15 protein-coding genes (1 of these 15 cut by a window edge) are annotated in these 17469 nt (G+C 63.3%); 3 read left to right on the top strand and 12 right to left on the bottom strand.

Going from position 1 to position 17469, the window contains the following annotated elements; genetic code table 11:
• Positions 1–33: 33 nt before the first annotated feature.
• The 7 genes from VZP09_RS03215 to codB all read right to left on the bottom strand — a co-directional run bounded on the left by VZP09_RS03215 (position 34) and on the right by codB (position 8553).
• Complete coding sequence (locus VZP09_RS03215; protein WP_004176900.1) at positions 34–1302, bottom strand: histidine phosphatase family protein; 1269 nt, start codon at positions 1300–1302, stop codon at positions 34–36.
• Positions 1303–1327: 25 nt separating this feature from the next.
• A complete protein-coding gene (locus VZP09_RS03220; protein WP_025368352.1) occupies positions 1328–2686 on the bottom strand; it encodes an MFS transporter in 1359 nt (452 codons plus the stop codon).
• A 110-nt stretch (positions 2687–2796) separates the two neighbouring features.
• Positions 2797–3606, bottom strand: coding sequence for an inositol monophosphatase family protein (locus VZP09_RS03225; protein ID WP_004151655.1), 810 nt, complete (start codon positions 3604–3606; stop codon positions 2797–2799).
• A gap of 121 nt (positions 3607–3727) precedes the next feature.
• Positions 3728–4678, bottom strand: a complete 951-nt coding sequence (locus tag VZP09_RS03230; protein ID WP_074185268.1) for a LacI family DNA-binding transcriptional regulator — start codon at positions 4676–4678, stop codon at positions 3728–3730.
• Positions 4679–4823: 145 nt separating this feature from the next.
• On the bottom strand, positions 4824–6062 hold the full coding sequence (codA, locus tag VZP09_RS03235) for a cytosine deaminase (protein WP_032411035.1): 1239 nt from the start codon (positions 6060–6062) through the stop codon (positions 4824–4826).
• Positions 6059–7294: a PucR family transcriptional regulator gene (locus VZP09_RS03240; protein ID WP_048331666.1), complete on the bottom strand. Its 1236-nt coding sequence runs from the start codon at positions 7292–7294 to the stop codon at positions 6059–6061. Before VZP09_RS03240 ends, codA begins: the two co-directional genes overlap by 4 nt.
• A complete protein-coding gene (gene codB / locus VZP09_RS03245; RefSeq protein WP_009485210.1) occupies positions 7291–8553 on the bottom strand; it encodes a cytosine permease in 1263 nt (420 codons plus the stop codon). Before codB ends, VZP09_RS03240 begins: the two co-directional genes overlap by 4 nt.
• Before the next feature lie 451 nt (positions 8554–9004).
• Here codB and VZP09_RS03250 point away from each other — a divergent pair, with 451 nt between their 5' ends.
• From VZP09_RS03250 to VZP09_RS03260, 3 genes are read left to right on the top strand one after another with little or no spacing between them, the layout of a single operon-like run.
• Positions 9005–9613: a methylthioribulose 1-phosphate dehydratase gene (locus VZP09_RS03250; protein ID WP_002894164.1), complete on the top strand. Its 609-nt coding sequence runs from the start codon at positions 9005–9007 to the stop codon at positions 9611–9613.
• A 12-nt stretch (positions 9614–9625) separates the two neighbouring features.
• Entirely contained in the window at positions 9626–11122 is a 1497-nt protein-coding gene (locus VZP09_RS03255; RefSeq protein ID WP_328794896.1) for an FGGY-family carbohydrate kinase, read from the top strand.
• The gene (locus tag VZP09_RS03260; protein WP_002894255.1) at positions 11119–12147 is read left to right on the top strand and encodes a 2-hydroxyacid dehydrogenase; all 1029 of its coding nucleotides are present in this window, start codon (positions 11119–11121) and stop codon (positions 12145–12147) included. The genes VZP09_RS03255 and VZP09_RS03260 overlap by 4 nt, the downstream gene beginning before the upstream one ends.
• A gap of 42 nt (positions 12148–12189) precedes the next feature.
• Here VZP09_RS03260 and VZP09_RS03265 read toward each other — a convergent pair whose 3' ends face one another.
• The 5 genes in view from VZP09_RS03265 to VZP09_RS03285 are tightly spaced (at most 44 nt apart) and all read right to left on the bottom strand, a layout consistent with a single transcriptional unit that may run on beyond the window.
• Positions 12190–13131 (bottom strand): carbohydrate kinase family protein, encoded by a 942-nt coding sequence (locus tag VZP09_RS03265; RefSeq protein WP_022615466.1) that lies wholly within the window; start codon positions 13129–13131, stop codon positions 12190–12192.
• Positions 13132–13142: 11 nt separating this feature from the next.
• Entirely contained in the window at positions 13143–14147 is a 1005-nt protein-coding gene (locus tag VZP09_RS03270) for an ABC transporter permease (protein WP_004223619.1), read from the bottom strand.
• Complete coding sequence (locus VZP09_RS03275) at positions 14144–15133, bottom strand: ABC transporter permease (protein ID WP_021312519.1); 990 nt, start codon at positions 15131–15133, stop codon at positions 14144–14146. Before VZP09_RS03275 ends, VZP09_RS03270 begins: the two co-directional genes overlap by 4 nt.
• Positions 15130–16632, bottom strand: coding sequence for a sugar ABC transporter ATP-binding protein (locus tag VZP09_RS03280; RefSeq protein ID WP_021441413.1), 1503 nt, complete (start codon positions 16630–16632; stop codon positions 15130–15132). Before VZP09_RS03280 ends, VZP09_RS03275 begins: the two co-directional genes overlap by 4 nt.
• Positions 16633–16676: 44 nt before the next feature.
• Positions 16677–17469, bottom strand: the 3' portion of a protein-coding gene (locus VZP09_RS03285; RefSeq protein WP_328794897.1) for a sugar ABC transporter substrate-binding protein. The gene runs 188 nt beyond the window's last position; the window shows 793 of its 981 coding nt (coding positions 189–981); the start codon falls outside the window, past its right edge — the gene reads right to left on this strand; its stop codon occupies positions 16677–16679.

Here is a 17469-nt window from a genome sequence, read left to right on the forward strand (position 1 = left end):
AGGTTTTCCCGGGCCCGGACAAACACCGCGCCGCTACGGCAGGACCATGGCTACCGCCGGGGCGGATGACCGGTCGATACGCTGACCCAGCGCGGTGATGGCCGCCTGGAAGGGACACAGCGTACCAACGTCGGTCTGACGGCAGCCCGGCTGACGCCACTCCTGACGCAGCATCGGGTGCTGCGCGTCCGGCGTCTGCAGACGACGCAGGTCGTCGAGGCCTTGCGCCTGGAAATAGACCCGCAGATAGCGTTCTCCGCTCTTCGCGTTGCGCCAGCGCTCCAGCACCAGGCTGCTGCCCGGCGGGATATTTCCCCGGCTGTAGCCCGGCAGCTGCCAGCTAAAGTTCATCAGCGTGCGTACCATGGCGATGTTGGTGTCATGGGCCACCAGCAGCAGCCAGCGTACGTTCGGATTCGCCTCCGGTTTGACGCCATCGAGCATAGCGTTGAGCAGCACCGACCCGCGTTTTTGCGCGGTATACAACACATCGTTACTCAGATCGTAGTTTTCCGTTAACAGCGGCAGCAGGGCGGTGATCTGCCTGGCCTGGGTGATCTTGCCCCACGCCAGCTGGCTGAGAGGCAGGTTTTCACTCCAGCCGAGACGCAGCGTCTCCACCATATTGGCCATCACGCTCAGTCCGCTAATGGTGGTCTTCCCACTTTTGCTCTGCTCGACCTGCCACGGGGTATCGAAGATCGGGCAGGGCTTATCGGCCTGACAAACCGCCTGTTTCAATAGCTGGATGGTCGGCGCCAGCGCCTGCCGACGCTGCGCCAGATCCCCGGCCTTCTCTTTCACCGCCGCCAGCTGGCGGGCGGGGTCGGTTTGCGTGGCGGCGAACTTGTCGGTCTGAAACAGGGGATCGGCATCCCCGCTGACATAATGGATAGCGACGCCGCAGCCGGGGAAGGCGCCATCCACCAGCGCCTGGGCGGTCGCTCGCGTCCGCTGCAGCGGGCTGGCGCGCACGTATATCGACTCCGCCGTCGGGCATCCGGCCTGCAGCAGGCCGAGCTGGCGGTAATGCTGGCCTTCCGCACGCCCTTTGTTGACCACGGCGGCATAGCCATGGCCGGTGAGCTCCCCGTCATGGGTGGTCCACTCGGTCCACGGTCGGCCGGTGGCGGCCTCAATGGCTTCCCGGTTGCCGGCCGTCGGCGGACGAATACCGTGGCGGCTGAGCTCGACCACTTTCTCCAGCTGCCAGTCCGCGGCGGCGGCAGATTGCAGCGCCAGCAGCGGCAGTGCGCAGGCGATAAACAGGCGTAACAGCCCCTGATGTCTTGCAGGCATCATATCTTCTTCCTTATTCGTTAATCGGTTATGAGGAGAACGAGGTCTGCCGTTCGACGGCATGGCGCCGGGCGACGATGGCGGCAGTGGTAAAACAGAGTAGCGCGGAACCCAGACCGGTACCCACCCAGAACATCGCCAACGTGCTGAAATCATACAGCGTTTTGCCGTTTTCAAGGATAGCCGTTTTATCAATAATGATCCCGGTGAGAAACTCGCCCAGGCCGGCGCCGGCGTAGCTGGCGATGCCGATGGTGCCGAGCGCGGCCCCGGCGGCCTTGCGCGAAGAGATATCGACGGCGATCAGCCCGCCGAGGAAGCAGGTCAGAGCGCCAATGGTGGCCCCGAAGATAATCATCGCCAGAATATCAGTGTAGTAATTGTGCGGCGACCAGAGCATCAGGGCGAAGCCGGCGGTGTTCAGCAGGCTGATGAATCCGGCCATCACGCTGCGGTTGCGCGGGAAAAAGCGGTCGGAGAGCATGCCGGCGATGATGGTCCCGGCGATGCCGGCGATAGCGTTGACGCCGATAATCCCGGACGCCTCCAGGGTGGAATAAGCTTTATCCTGCTCCAGAAAGAAGATCCCCCATGAGTTGACGGCGTAGCGGTCGATGTACATAAAGGCGGAGGCGAGGGCGAGGGTCCACAGCGCCGGGTTGCGCAGCGCCAGCAGCTGGTTTTTAAACACCGAGCCGCGGGCTTCGACCTCCTCCTGCGGTTCATCGCGGATGACGTTGATGGACGGGAAGCCGCTGCTCTGCGGCGAATCGTGCATGAACAGCACCAGCAGCACCACGCCGGCGGCGCCGAGCGCGGCGGTGGACAGGTAGCCCATCTGCCAGCCAAACCCGGCGATCACCGCGGCGATCACCATATAGGTCACCGCCTCGCCGATATTATGCGCCGTCGACCAGATGCCATAGAAGGTGCCGCGCTCCTTAACGCCGTACCAGCGCGCCAGCGAGACCGCGCAGGGGCCGACGCCCATCGACTGCGCCCAACCGTTGATCCCCCAGAAGATGGCCAGCAGCAGGGCGTTGGTGGTCATCCCCATCATCAGGTTCATCCCGGCGCTGAGCAATAAACCGAGGCTCATATAGCGCACCACGTTGGCGTGATCGGCGATAAAACCATTGACCAGTTTGCCGATGGCGTAGCTGAAGAACAGGGTAGAGCCGATCATGCCGAGCTCCGTCGGGGTGATCCCCAGCTCCACCAGCGCGCTTTTGGCGACGGTGAAGGATAACCGGCAGACGTAAAAGGTGACGTAGGCCAGGGTCATGGCGATGAAGGTTTGCCAGCGCACCCGGCGAAAACGGTGTTCATCAAACGCGGCGCCCGCTTTCGGCGGCGACGCCCGGAAAAAAGCGATAATTCCAGACATAGGTGGTTCTCCGCAGGTCGGAGGCCTGACTGATTGATGTGGTTCGTCCGTGAATGAAGTTATCGTTACTGTGTAGAGTACATAATCAGAAATAGCCTGACCCGTAAGGGTTAATGTAATGGTTGTGGGATCATCTTTTTCAGCTGCGGGTAGAGCGTTGGGCTGGCCAGCAGCAGCGGATTGCCGCGCTGGATCCCCTCCTGCGCCAGAAAATCGTTGCTGGCGCCGCCCGCTTCGCGCATCAGCACCAGCCCCGGCAGGGCGTCCCACGGGTTCATGTGCGGCTCGTAGTAGCCAATCAACCGGCCCGCCGCCGCCCAGGCGCTCATCAACGCCCCGGAGCCGTTGCGGATAAACATGCCGCCGTCGCTGAGCAGCGCCTGCAGAAACGGCAGAAAGTCCGCCGGGGTGACGCGATGCGAGGTGCCGACGCCCATCACGCCCTCTTTGACCGTCGTCGCGGGGTGCGGACGGATCGGAGCGTCGTTGAGCCAGGCGCCATGGCCCCGCAGGGCGTGAAACAGCTCGCGATGGTTGGGGTCGTAGACCACGCCGATGACCGGTTCGCCGTCGGCGACGATCGCCAGCGACAGGCACCAGGTGTGCAGGCCGTTGAGGAAACAGCTGGTGCCATCGATGGGGTCGACCACCCACAGCACTCGCGCGTCGGGCAGGCGGGCGCCGCTCTCTTCGCCGAGAAAGCCATCCTCCGGAAACGCGCTCTGAATGCGCTGTTTGACAAAGGCCTCCACCCGTTTATCGGCCACGCTGACCACATCCTGCAGGTCGTCGCCCTTATGGTCGACGGTCAGCGCCTCGCGCTGTTGATAGTATTCAAACGCCAGCTCAGCCCCCGCTTTCGCCAGCTCGCAGGCCAGACGGTAGCGGGCCTGTAGCGCTTCTGATTCCTGAGATTGCATAGTGACTCCCTATTTTGCACACGTGTGCATTTTGCGTGAAAAAAACAGCCCCGAAGGGCCGAATGAGTGTGGCCGGGTTTCGCAGAAGATTCTGTGATCGCTCCAGCATAAAATGATTTTTTCATTTCGCACTATGACGAATAATTAGTTTCACCGGCACTTCGCGATGGCGCGAGGGCAGGCTGAAGCGGGCGATCCGCGTCATTAACAAATCCACCGCGTGGTGGGCCAGCAGGGCGGTATTCTGCTGAACGGTGGTGAGCTGATAGGGCTGCCAGTCCGCCTGCGGGATATCGTCAAAGCCGACGATGGCCGGCAGCGGGGCGGCGGCGTCCCGCAGGCCGTCCTGGGCGCCCAGCGCCAGCATATCGGTGGCGCAAAACAGCGCCTGCATCCCGGGGTTTTCAGCAACCAATTCTCTGGCAGTCTGGTAGCCGGCCTGATAGCCGCCGCCGTCGCAGAAGCGGCTGCTCACCGCCATATCCGACGTCCGGGCGATAAAAGCCTCATAGCGCTGGCGGGTGCTGAAGTTCTCGCGATTTTCGCCAATAAAGCCAACCTGCCGCCAGCCTCGACGACTGAACAGATCCGCCACCAGCTTCGCTCCCTGGGCGTTATCGCTGCACACCCGGTCGCAGCCGGCGAGGTCCGCATGGCGGTTGATCAGGGTGACGGGGATCTTGCGCGCGAGATACTCTTCCGCCAGCGACAGCGGCGGCGCGCCGGAGGTGATGATCACCCCGGCGACGTGATAGCTCAGCAGTTGTTTAAGCGAGGGGGCGAGCTGCTGCGGATCGTCAGCGTTCATCAGCAGCGGCATAAAGCCATTGAGCGCCAGCTGATGGACCAGCGGCGCCAGCAGTTTGCTGCGAAATGGGTTGTCGAAACCGGCGGTGACGATGCCGATAAAATTACTGCTGCCGGTGATCATCGTCCGGGCGATGATATTCACCTGATAGCCCAGGGCTTCCGCGGCGCTCAGCACCTTCTGCCGGGTCTTCTCCGACACCGAGGCGCCGGGGGTGAAGGTGCGGGAGACCGCCGAGCGCGAGACCCCGGCCAGTCTGGCCACGTCCTCGGCCTTAATCCATTTTTTATCGCTCATCGTCGTTTCGCGCCGTCTGTTTTCCAGGAGGCCGACGCCCGGGCGGGCGTCGGTCACGCACACTGCCTGAAAAGGTATCACAGAAAGGCGTCGTCGCGCAGCGCCTTGCTCCCTATGCCGGGTAGCGGATGTGCTCCACCTCACGCTGCAAAATCACCCTGCCGTGGCGAATGGAGGTCAGCACCCGTGCCTGACGACGGACGGCCTCGTAGTCGTTTTCCGCATCGAGGATCAGCAGGTTCGCCGGGCGGCCTTCGGCGAGGCCGTAGTTATCGCCCAGACACAGCGCCCGGGCGCTGTTGTCGGTGACAAAGTCGAGACAGCGCTGCAGATCGTCATAGCCGAGCATATGGCAGATGTGCAGTCCGGCATCCAGAATGCGCAGGATATTGCCGTTTCCCAACGGATACCACGGATCCTGAATCGAGTCCTGAGCAAAGCAGACATTGATGCCGGCGCGATCCAGCTCCGCCACCCGGGTGACGCCGCGCCGTTTCGGCCAGCTGTCAAACCGGCCCTGCAGATGAATGCTTTCGGTCGGGCAGGAGATGAAGTTGATGCCCGAGGCTTTCAGCAGGCGAAACAGCTTCGAGCAGTAGGCGTTATCGTAAGAGCCCATCGCGCAGGTGTGGCTGGCGGTGACCTGCGCCCCCATGCCGCGCACCCGCGCCTCTTCCGCCAGCACTTCGAGGAAACGCGACTGCGGATCGTCGATTTCATCGCAGTGGACATCCACCAGGCGGCCGTAGCGCTGGGCGAGGTCCATCAAAAACATCACCGAGCTGACCCCTTTGTCGCGGGTGTTCTCATAGTGCGGAATGCCGCCCACCACGTCGGCGCCCATCTCGATGGCGCGCGTCATCAGCTCCCGGCCGTTGGGATACGATTCGATTCCCTCCTGCGGAAAGGCGACAATCTGCAGATCGATGAGATCGGCGGCCTCTTGTTTCACCGCCAGCAGCGCCTGCAGGGCCGCCAGCGACGGGTCGGTGACATCCACATGGGTGCGGACGTGCTGGACCCCGAAATCGCGCAGCATGCCGATGGTTTTCAGCGCCCGCTGGCGGGTGTCCTCCGGGGTAATACTCGCTTTGCGCTGGCTCCAGCGGGTAATGCCTTCAAACAGGGTGCCGCTGCGGTTCCACTCCGGCTCACCCGCGGTGAGGGTGGCGTCAAGATGGATATGCGGCTCGACGAAGGGCGGGATCGCTAGCCGGCCCTGGGCGTCGATATCCCCGGCGTCGGCAGTCTGCATCGCGGCCTGGGCGGTGATGCGGTGAATCATCCCGTCCTGCAGGTCAAGGGTAAACAGCGCCTCCTGGCGGCGCAGGCGAGCGTTAATAATTTTCATGGTGGGTCCTGTAAATGGTTTTGCGATAAACGCCAGATCACCAGCGCGACCGAGGCGTTGAGATGAAACTGAGGGTGGCTGACCGGGTAGCCGGTCAGTTTTTCAATGCGCTGGATGCGCTGATGCAACGTGTTGCGATGGAGACCCAGCCGGTCGGCGGCCCGCACCACGTTGCCGTTCTCCTGCAGCAGCGTCTCGAGGGTCTCCAGCAGCAGCCACGGCGCTTTACGGCCCGGCTCGATCAGGCAGCCGAGGGTGTCGTGCATAAAATCGTTGAGCAGCGCCGGGTCGCTGACCGCGGACAGCAGTTTGATAAACCCCAGCTGCTGATAGTCGCTGATGCGCTGGGTTGGCCGCAGGGTATCGCACAGATCCAGCGCCTGGCGCGCCTGCGACAGCGCCCGCGGGTAACCCTGCAGCTGCCTGACCGGCGCGGAGAGGCCGCAGAGCAGCGATAAACTCTCCTCTCCGTCCGCCAGGGTTTGCAGCCACTGCTGTAGCCATTTTTTCTGCTGAAAGCCTTCCCCCTCCTCATCCGGCAGCAGGAAAAGAAACATATTGCTGCGCTCCAGCAGCGGGAAGGGATTGCCCTGCTGGTTGAGCTGCTGCTGCAGCTGCTGACGTACGCTGCGGTGGGCCTGCAGCAGCCAGGCTTCGGCCTGCTCGGGCGGGAACTGGCGAAACAGGCGGGACAGCCCCTCCAGACGCAGCGCCGCCAGCCGCAGCGGACGGGTAAAATCGAGCTGCTGGTGGAGGGCGCGCTGATGGAGCATCTGCAGGTCCGGATAGTCGCCGGTGACCAGCTGCATCAGAATGTCGCGCTGCGACTGCAGGACGTTTTCGCTGCGGACCAGCGCGGTGCCGATGCGCTCGGTGACAATCACCATCTTCAGCAGGTAGGGCTGCTCGATCAGCGGCATGTCCAGCTCGTCGGCAAGGGCGATCAGCGTGGCGGGAATGGCGTGGATATAGGCCTCGCCGGTGAGGATCACCATCCCGGCGATGCCGCGCTGTTTGCCCTCCATCAGCAACTGGATCAGGTTGGCTTCACCCCGGGGATGGTTGATGCCGGTGATAAACACCAGCTCGCCGCCCATGATCCACTCGGCGATATGTTCATTTTCCGCCACATAGTACCAGCGTACGGCCCGCTGCAGCCCTTGCTTTCCCGCCCGCAGACGCAGGGCGGAGAGTCCCTCAAGGGCCAGCAGTTCGCTGACCGTCAGGCTCATGGCTCCTGCTCCGCGACGGCGGCAGGCTGGCGTTTGCTTAGCAGAGTCAGGGCGATATAGACCAGCGCGGAGACGGAGATCCCCACCAGCGGCGCGATCCACGGCGAAAGATAGGCCACCACCGCGCCGGCGGCGTAGGCGCCGAGTCCCAGCCAGTTAAAACGCGGCAGGCGGGCGTTCTGCAGCAGGGGATAGCGCCCGCCGCGGGCGAACCAGTAGTCGGCGAGGATCACCCCGCCGATGGGTGGAATAATACTGCCCAGCAGCACGAGGAAGGGGATCAGCATTTCGTACATCCCGCCAATGGCCAGCACAATGCCCACCCCGGCGGCGGCGAGGGTCAGCGTCCGGCGACGTTCGCTGCGCAGCAGATGGCAGGCGGCGGCGGAGACGTTATAGATGGTGGGGCCCTGGATGGTCAGCAGGTTGAGACAGAGCATGATCACCGCGGCCACCGACAGCCCCTGCAGGATCAGCACTTCAACGATATCGGCCTGTTGATAGACGATAGCGCACCAGGCGCCGGCGACGATCATCAGCCCGTTGCCGATGAGGAAGCTGCCCATGCTGGCGAGAATGGCGGTCCGGCTGGAGTTGGCCAGCCGGGTCCAGTTTGTCGCCTGGGTGGCGCCGCTGGCGAAAGTGCCGAAGACCATGGTGATGGCCGCCGACCAGCTCATGGTGTCGCTCGGCGCAATACGGGTCATCGCCTGCCAGCCGCCGGCGTGGTGCAGCGCCAGATACATGGAGACCATCAGCAGCACAAACATCAATGGCACCGACAGGCGCGACAGCGCGTCCAGTCCCTTGTAGCCCACCAGCGCGGTGACACAGAACAAAATGCCAAACAGCACCATCAACGGCTGGGTCAGCGCCTCGGGCAGAGCGAGGATCTTCACCAACGAGATAGCGACCGTGGCGGTGCCCCAGGCGTACCAGCCCAGCTCGGCAAAGCCAAGAATAAAATCGGCCAGCTTGCTGCCAATCTCCCCGAAGCAGAACCGGCCCATCAGCACCGTATTCAGGCCGCTGCGCGCGGCGATCCAGCCCAGCGACGCGGCATAGAGGGCCAGCAAGGCGTTGCCGATGACGGCTATCCACAGCAGATTGACGATGGAAAAGGAGACGCCGAGTTTACCGCCGGCGAACATCGTGCCGGTGAAAAAGGTAAAGCTGAACAACACCATGGCGATGGAAAATACGCCTTTGCGTCCGGCGGCGGGCGCTTCGACGAGGGGAAAATCATTGCTGTTTGACATCCTGGAACCTCTGGCTGGTAGATGGGCGGTGATAGCCGGAAGTAGCAAGAGATGTGCCAGGAAAAACCGGGCACGGGGAATAGCGCGCGGTGTGCAACATGCACAGTTATTGAAGGATCCCGGACGGGTAATGCCATTCTACTGTGCATCCTGCCAGGTTTTGCACCAGTCCAGGGCAGAGTAGGGCGGTGAGCGCATCCCTGGCGCCGGAGGAGAATTTTAGCCAGGACGATCCGCCTGTTTTTGGCCAGAGAGTAGTGGAGAATAGCGGTGTACTGAAAACGGTTGGTTAAATCACTGTGAATAAAGGTTATTTAATATGCTTTTATGATATAACCATTTGTCTTGTGTGTGTTTCCTGAAATATTGTCCCCTCCGGTTAGCGGTGTTAGTATCGGATAAATAGCCATTTAGACGGCTAAATAAATCATCGCTAACCTAAGGAACTGCTATGTGGCAAGAAAGACTCGCGCAACTGGTCACCACCTGTCATTGGATCGGCGCGAAAGGCTGGGCGCCGGCGACCGGCGGTAATATGTCGGTGCGTCAGGATGATACCTGGTGCTGGCTAAGCGAGTCGGGCCGCGACAAAGGCAGCCTGACAACCGAGGATTTTCTGCAGGTTGAGATCGCCACCAACCAGGCGCCTTCCGGACGGAAGCCGTCGGCCGAGACCGGTCTGCACACCCTGGTGTATCGCCTGTTCCCGGAAGCCAACGTGGTGCTGCATGTGCATACCGTCAACGCCACCGTGCTGTCGCGCATCGAAAAAAGCGACACGCTGGCGCTGCAGGGGTATGAAATGCAGAAAACCCTTAGCGGGCAGCATAGCCATCTCGATACCGTTCCGATCGCCATCTTCGATAATGACCAGGATATTGACGCCCTGGCGGCGCGGATTGCCGATTATGCGCAAACGCGCCCGCTGCGCTACGGCTTTCTGCTGCGCGGCCACGGCCTGACCTGCTGGGGGAAAGATATTCAGGAGGCCCGCCGTCAACTGGAGGGGCTGGAGTTCCTGTTCGAGTGCGAGCTGATGCGCCGCCGCTACGAGCCCTGAGCCGGAGCAGGTATGGATTTTTATCTTGGTATCGATATTGGCACCTCGCGGGTGAAAGCGGTGCTGTTTGATCAGCATTTCACCGCCTGCGCCAGCGCCGCGGAAAATACCTCACCCCGCCTGTCGGCCAATGGCTACGCGGAACAGGATATGACCCAGCTGTGGCATTCGGTGCTGGCTATTCTGCGCCAGATTGCCCGCCATCCGGCGCTGCAGGCGGGGCGGCTGCGGGCTGTCGGCCTCGCCGGGCAAGGGGAGGGGGTCTGGCTCAGCGATGAGCAGGGCGAACCGGTGGGCCCGGGGATCCTGTGGAGCGATACCCGCAGCCACGAGCTAATGAGCGACCTGCTGCGCCGACCCGGCTTCGACCGCCGCTATTTCGCCGATACCGGCACCCACCTGCAGCCCTGCAATACCAGTCTGCAGCTGTACTGGCTGAAACAGTATCAGCCGGCGCGGCTGGCGGCCGCGCGCTATCTGTTTTTCGCCAAGGACTGGATCCGCTTTCGCCTGACCGGCGTGGCGGCGCTGGAGCTGACGGACGCCAGCAGCTCGTTACTCAATCAGCAGACCGGCAGCTGGTCCTCGGTGGTGATGAACGAGATGGGGCTGAACGAACTGCTGCCGCTGTTTCCCCCGCTGCTGGCCCCGGATGCCCTGGCCGGCACGCTGAGCGACGCGGTGGCGGCGCTGACCGGGCTGCCCGCCGCGACGCCGGTGGCCGCCGGGGCGCTGGATGTCTGTAGCGCCGCGCTGGGCTGCGGCGCGGTCAACGAAGGGGATATCTACACGATCCTCGGCACCACCTGCTGCACCGGGATCGTCTGCCGCGGCCCGCAGACGGTGAACGAGGCGACGCGCTTTGTCACCCATACCGAAGCCGGACAGGTGATCTCCCTGTTTCCGATGCAGGCCGGTACGCCAAATATTGACTGGCTGCAGCAGCATATTTCGCTGGACGCCGATCTGGGGCGCCTGGAGCAGGCGATCGCGGAGGTGGAGCCAGGCAGCGGCGGCGTCTTCTGGCAGCCGTATCTCAATGGCGAACGTGCGCCGTTTTACAGCCCGGACGCGCGGGCCGGCTTTTTCGGCATTAGCCCGCACACCACCCGCGCCGAACTGCAGCGCGCGGTGTTTGAAGGACTGGCCTTCGCCATTGTCGATGCGCTGCAGGGTTATCCGCAGGGCGGCGAGCTGTATCTGACCGGCGGCGGCGCAGCCTCGGCGACCTGGCTGCAGATTATCGCCGACTGTACCGGACGCACGGTGGTCTCCAGCGCCTTTAACGAACTGAGCGCACGCGGCGCGGCGATCCTGGCGGCCCGTAGCGTCTCGGCGCTGGCCGAGACGCCTCCGCTGGCGCAGACCCGCTATCAGCCGCGCCCTCAGGCGCATGCCCGCTACGCGGCGCTGTATCCCGTTTACCGCCTGCTGCGCGAGCAGATGCTGCCGGTATGGCAGGCCAGACAGGCCGCCCTTCAACCTCTTTCTCAGGACCTACAACCATGAAAATCGTTTTTACCGCCGAGCATGCTGGCGACCTTAGCGCCTTCCACCAGCTGGGTGAGCTGCTGGTGGAGGGGTGGGCGCTGGGCAAACCGAAACTCAGCGCCGGTCAGCTGATTGAGCTGGCCCACGACGCCGAGGTGCTGGTGACCAGCTATGATGAGGTGACGGACGCGGTAATGGCCGCCTGTCCGCGCCTGCAGGTGATCGCCTGCACCCGCGCGAATCCGGTGAATATTGATACCCAGGCCGCCCAGGCGCGCGGCATCCGGGTGCTCTACACCCCGGGGCGCAATGCCGATGCCGCCGCGGAGCTGACGCTTGGCCTGATGCTCAGCCTGGCGCGCCATATTCCGCAATCCCATGCGGCGCTGAAGCGGGGGGAATTCACGCAGGCTGACAATGCCGCCGCCGCCACTCAGCAGGGTCTGCGGCGGGATGTGGTCTGGGACGTGAGCCCGGAAAGCCCCTATGAAGTGTTTAAAGGCAGTGAACTGCGCAATAAAACGCTGGGGCTGGTGGGGTATGGCAACATTGGCCGCCGGGTGGCGCGTATCGCCCGGGCGTTCGGCATGGCGGTGTTGGTGGTGGATCCGTTCGTCGCCGCAGAGGATATCAATGAGCCAGGGTTACAGAAAACGACCCTGGAGGCGCTGTTCCGCGAGGCGGATATCGTCAGCCTGCACCTGAGCAGCGGGCCGCACAGCGACGGGCTGGTGAATGCCGCGCTGTTAAACAGCATGAAGCCCGGCGCGCTGCTGATCAATACCTCTCGCGCGGCGGTGGTCGACGAGGCAGCGCTGATTGATGCCCTGCGCCACGGCCCGCTGGGCGGCGCGGCGCTGGATGTCTATCACCGCGAACCGCTGTGGCGCGATCATCCTTTTGTCATCGAGTTCGATAACGTGATTATCACGCCGCATATCGCCGGAGCCACCCGGGAGAGTATCGCCAAACACACGGCGATGATTGCCGCCGATCTTCAGCGCTATGTCGCCGGGGAGCCGCTGCTGTACCAGTGGCGTTAAGCCGCTTGCGCCGCCGCGTTCTGCAGCGGCGCGGGTCCATCGTCAGGGGCGATGGGCCGCCATAAAAGCCTGGGTCTGTTCCCAGTCCACTACCCCGGCATCCGATCCCATCCCGGTCGCCACCAGCGCGGCCACCGCCGAGGCGACGTCACACGCTGCTTTCACGCTGAGTCCGCGCGCCAGTGCGGCAATAAACCCGCCGCAGTAGCTGTCGCCGCAGCCGGTGGTATCCACCGCCTCGACCGGCCACGGCGCAATATGCTGCGGCCCGCCATCGCGGCCGATAAGCCAGGAGCCGTTCTCGCCGTCTTTCAGAATGCAGGTGCCCACGCCGAGCGCCAGGAAGAAGTGGCCGATGGCCTCCGGCTGCGTCTCTCCGGAGAGAAAGGCGGCTTCCTCCAGCGAAGGCATGAAATAATCCACCGACGGCAACAGGGGCCGCAGTAGTTCGAGGGTCTCTTCATTCGGGGCGATAAGGTCAAAGCTGGTGGTGACTCCGCGCGCTTTGGCCGCCTGCAACAGCCGCGCGCTCTGTCCCTGGTCCATTGCCGCCAGCAGCCCGGTCCCGCCGTGATGCAGGAAACGACAGTCAAGGACGGCGTCAAATTCCGCTTCACTGACAAACAGGGCGTCAGACGCGCCCCGGCAGTGCAGGGCCGGACGTTCGCCGTTGGGGCGAATCGGCAGGATCGTCGCCGAGGTCTCCTTCAGCGCGGTGCGCTGGATAAGCGAGCAGTCGATGCCCAGCCGGGCATAGCTGGCGAGGATAAAGTCGGCCTTTTCATCTTCGCCCAGGCAGGCCACCGCCGCGGTGCGGATCCCGAGCTTCGCGGCGTTGATATTAGCCCCGGCGGCGGTGCCGGCGGGGTTGAGACGAATTTGCTCAATAAAGGCGACGCCGCCGCGCGGCGGGATCGCCACCACCGGGCGCCCGGCGATATCCAGAATAGTCAGGCCGACAAATACGGCGTCAAAGGTTGCCATCGTTCTCCCGTTTAGCGATGCGTTTGGCGCAGGCGCGCCTGCCAGAAGGATAGGGCGAGGGCCACCACCAGAATCACGCCGACCAGCGCGTCCTTCACCAGATAATTGAGCCCCATCAGGTTCAGGCCGTTATCAATAATGGCAAGGAACAGCACGCCGCCGAGGGTGCCGAGGATGCTGACCCGGCCCAGACGGGTAAAGGCAGTGCCGATAAATACTGCCGCAATGGCGTCCATCAGGTAAGACTGCCCGGCCAGCGGGGTAAACTGCCGCAGGTTGGCGGAGAGGATCACCCCGCCGACGGCGCAGAGCGCCGAGGCGGCCACCAGCACGCCGAGCATGGTCAGGCGATCGCGGATCCCGGCGATACGCGCCGCTTCGCTGTTCTGACCGATGGCGCGGACATATTTGCCCCACAGGGTGCGCTCGGTAACCAGCCAGGCCGCCAGCCACAGCGCCAGCACGATCGCTACCGGCGTGGGGATCCCGCCAAGGTTGCCCACCGCCAGGTCGTGATACTCCGGAGCCATCCGCCGATAGGCTATCGCGCCGCCGCCGTCGGTATAGATGCGCTCGGCGCTGCTGGCGATAAACCAGGTGCCGAGCGTGGCGAGGAAGGGGCGGATCCGGCAGATGAGGATCAGAAAGGCATTGAGCAGGCCAATCAGCACCCCGCCAAGCAGAGCGCAGCCCACCGCGGCCTGCCACGGCAGATGCCAGGTTTTCAGGGCGACGAGGGCGAAGGCGGCACCGAAATCGAGCGCGACGCCCACCGACAGATCAATCGCCCCGGCGCTGACGATCAGGGTCATCGCCATCGCCACAATCAGCAGGATCGCGCTGCCCTGCAGCAGGTTGGCCCAGTTATCCACGGTTAAAAATACCGGATTCGCCCAGCCAAACAGGGCGATGGCCAGCAGGATGATGACGCCAAATCCGGCCCGCGACAGCCAGGCCAGCGGGCTGCTGGCCGTCTGTTCCGCCGACGCAGAGGTTTTCAGGGTGATTTGACTCATGCCTCGCCTCCTTTGTGTCTGACCGCCGAGGCCGCCAGCACCACCAGGATCAGGCCGCCTTTAATGGCGCCCATCCAGAAGATATTGACCCCCAGCAGGCCGAGCCCGTTAGAGAGGGCGTTGACCAGGATTGCCCCCAGCAGCGCGCCCCAGATGGTGACCACCCGACGGCGCGAGAAGGCGGCGCCGATAAAGGTCGCCAGCACGGTCTCCAGCAGCAGCGGCGTGGCCGTCCCGCTGGAGCTGCCGGAGCCCTGGCTGAGCAGCGGCAGAATAGCCAGCCCGGCGGCAATGCCCGCTAACAGCCAGACCAGCAGGGTCAAGCGGCGCACGTTCAGGCCGCTCATCTGCGCCATATCGCGATTGCCGCCCACCGCCTGCACATGCTGGCCGAAGCGGGAGTGGTGGAGCAGGAACTGGAACAGGATAAACACCCCCAGCAGGTAGACCAGCGGCCAGGGCAGGCCCAGCACGCTGTTGTCGCGAAAGGCGACCATCAGCGGATCGCTGACCGCGATGCGCCGCTGGCCGGTCAACAGATCTGTCAGACCGGTAAACGCCACCGAGGTCGAGAGGGTGGCCAGCAGCGGCGGCAGGCCGGCCGCCAGCACCAGCAAGCCATTGATCGCCCCGCACAGCAGGCAAACCGCCGCCAGCAGCGCCAGCAGCAGGAGATACGGCGTGTGCCATTCGGCCAGCCCGAGGCTGAGCAGCGCGACGCCGAGCACCGCCGTCGCCGGCAGGGAGAGGTCGATGCCGCCGGAGACCACGTCATCTCCGCCCACGGCGATAACGCAGACCAGGCCGAAACAAAGGATTGCCAGCGGAACGCTCTGGACCAGCATCAGGCTGATATTTTGCCAGCTGAGAAAGTAGGGCGACTGTACGCTCAGCCATACCAGCAGCGCCAGAAACAGGATCAGGGGAAATTTTTCAATCAGCGTCGTCAGGCCCGGACGGCCGCGACGCTGGATAGCAGTACTCATGGTGAAGGCTCCTGTCCGCCGTTGATCGCCACCAGTAGGGCGTCCAGCGTTAGCCCGCGGGTGGGCAGATTGGCCGCCAGCGCGCCGCGCCAGAGGACCAGGATCCGGTCGCATAGTCCGAGCAGTTCGGGGGCGTCGCTGGAGGAGACCAGCACCGCCCGTCCTTGATCGGCCAGCTGGCGCGTACGTTGATAAATATCCCGGCGGGCACCGATATCGACCCCAAGGGTGGGTTCATCGAGAATAAACAGCCGGGCATCGGTCCCCAGCCAGCGGGCGAGGATCGCTTTTTGCTGATTACCGCCGCTCATGTAGCGTACCGGCAGCCCCGGTCGTCCCGGGCGGATCGCCAGCTGTTCTATCCAGTCGCGCGCTTTCTGCTCGGCGATACCCCGCCGCTCCCAGCCAAAGGTGGCGGTTTCCGGCAGCGAGGCGAGATTAATATTGTCGGCGGTGGTGAAGGGCAGGATCAGCCCCTGATGGCGGCGGTCGCGCGGCACCAGCGCCATGCCGGCGCGGATCGCCTGCTTTGGTGTACGAATGCGCCGCGGCCGGCCCTCGAGGTGGATGGTGCCGCGTTCCGCCGGGCGTAAGCCGTAGAGTAAGTCGACCAGCACATCGCGTCCGGCGCCCAGCAGGCCGGCGACGCCGACGATTTCGCCCGGCTGAATATCAAAAGAAAGATCCTGCAGCTGCCGCCCGTCGCTCAGCTGGCGCACCGAGAGCAACGGGGTCGCCCCATTGTCTGCCGCCGGGCGCTGGCGCGGAGTATACAGCTGGTCGATTTCCCGGCCGACCATCATGGCGATCAGCGCTTCGGTATTCTGCAGCAGGTCGCGGTCCGGGTAGCCGACCACTTCCCCGTTGCGCAGCACGGTGCCGCGGTCGCAGAGGGTGGCTATCTCATTGAGGTAGTGGGAAATATACAGAATGGCAATGCCCTGGTCGCGCAGGCGCAGGATAGCGGAGGAGACCAGACTGGCCTCCTGCGCCTCCAGGGGGGCGGTGGGTTCGTCGAACACCACCAGCCGCGCTGCGCCGTCGATCAGCGCGCGGGCAATCTGCACCAGCTTGCGCTCGGCCAGGCTCAGGTCGCGCACCAGCCGTTCGGGGTCGATCGCCAGCTGCCAGTTTTGCTGGAAAAATTGCGCCGTGGCGGCCTTCATCCGTCGGCGATCCAGCGCCCCCCAGCGGGTGCGATACTCCTGGCCCAGAAACACCGATTCCGCGACGGTAAAGTGCGGGATCAGGTTCAACTCCTGGTGGATAACGCGGATGCCGGCGGCTTCGATGGCTGCCGGATTGCCGAGGGGCAGCGGGTGACCGTCGAGGGTGGCGCTGCCGCTGTCGGCCTGATAGACACCGGCGAGGATCTTGATCAGCGTCGATTTACCGGCGCCGTTCTCGCCAATCAGGCCATGAATCTCCCCCGGATTGAGGCGCAGGGTAACCGCATTAAGCGCGGTGACGCTGGCAAAACGTTTACCGATCTGCTCCATGACCAGACCAGCGGCGGGGCGTTCCCCGCCAGGATGTTGATTAATCACTGCAGCTCGCCGTATCCCAACTGTTTATACACCGCTTTCGCTTCCTGCGGACCTTTCACCGGAACCACCGGAATAAAGGTTTGCACCGGTAGTTTCTGGCCGGCAAAGTAGCGGGCCACGTTGTCAGCCGAGGTCTGGCCGATCAGATGCGGCTGCTGCGCGACGTTAGCCACGAACGGGCTGCCGGGCTCCGCCATGATCTCCAGGGTCTCCGGACCGGCGTCGATGGCCGTCACTTTCACGTCTTTATCGCGACCGGTCTCTTCCAGCGCCTGGACGATGCCGATGGCCGGTTGATCCCAGCAGGCGACATGGATGGCGTCCAGTTTACCTTTCGGATACTGGCTGAGTAATTCGAGGGTTTTCTTGCGCGCGTCTTCCGGCGAGTTGGCGAACTGTTCCGCGAGCTCGGGCTGGATAATATGAATATCCGGATAATCCTTAAGGACATATTTCCACTGATCGTAGCGAATTCCGCAAATACGCAGCGCGCTGGAGAATGCGTTAAATACGGCGACGTTGCCTTTGCCGCCTAATTCATCCGCCATGTAGCGGCCGATGGTTGAGCCTAAGGTGTAGTTATCGGAAGTGGTATTGTTGACCGAATATTGAGAAACATGATCTACGGTAAATACCGGGATACCGGCATCACGCAATGCTTTAAATTTAGGTTCGACGGCGCTATCGCCGAGAATACTAATTACCGCGTCCACCTTGCGTGACAGTAAAATATCGTGGTTATTGGCATGCACCTGATTATCGCGGCCGCCATCGACGCCAATGACTTTG

Source organism: Klebsiella sp. EMBS2024, from assembly GCF_036233805.1.
In the GTDB taxonomy this organism is placed as follows: Bacteria; Pseudomonadota; Gammaproteobacteria; order Enterobacterales; family Enterobacteriaceae; genus Klebsiella; species Klebsiella pneumoniae.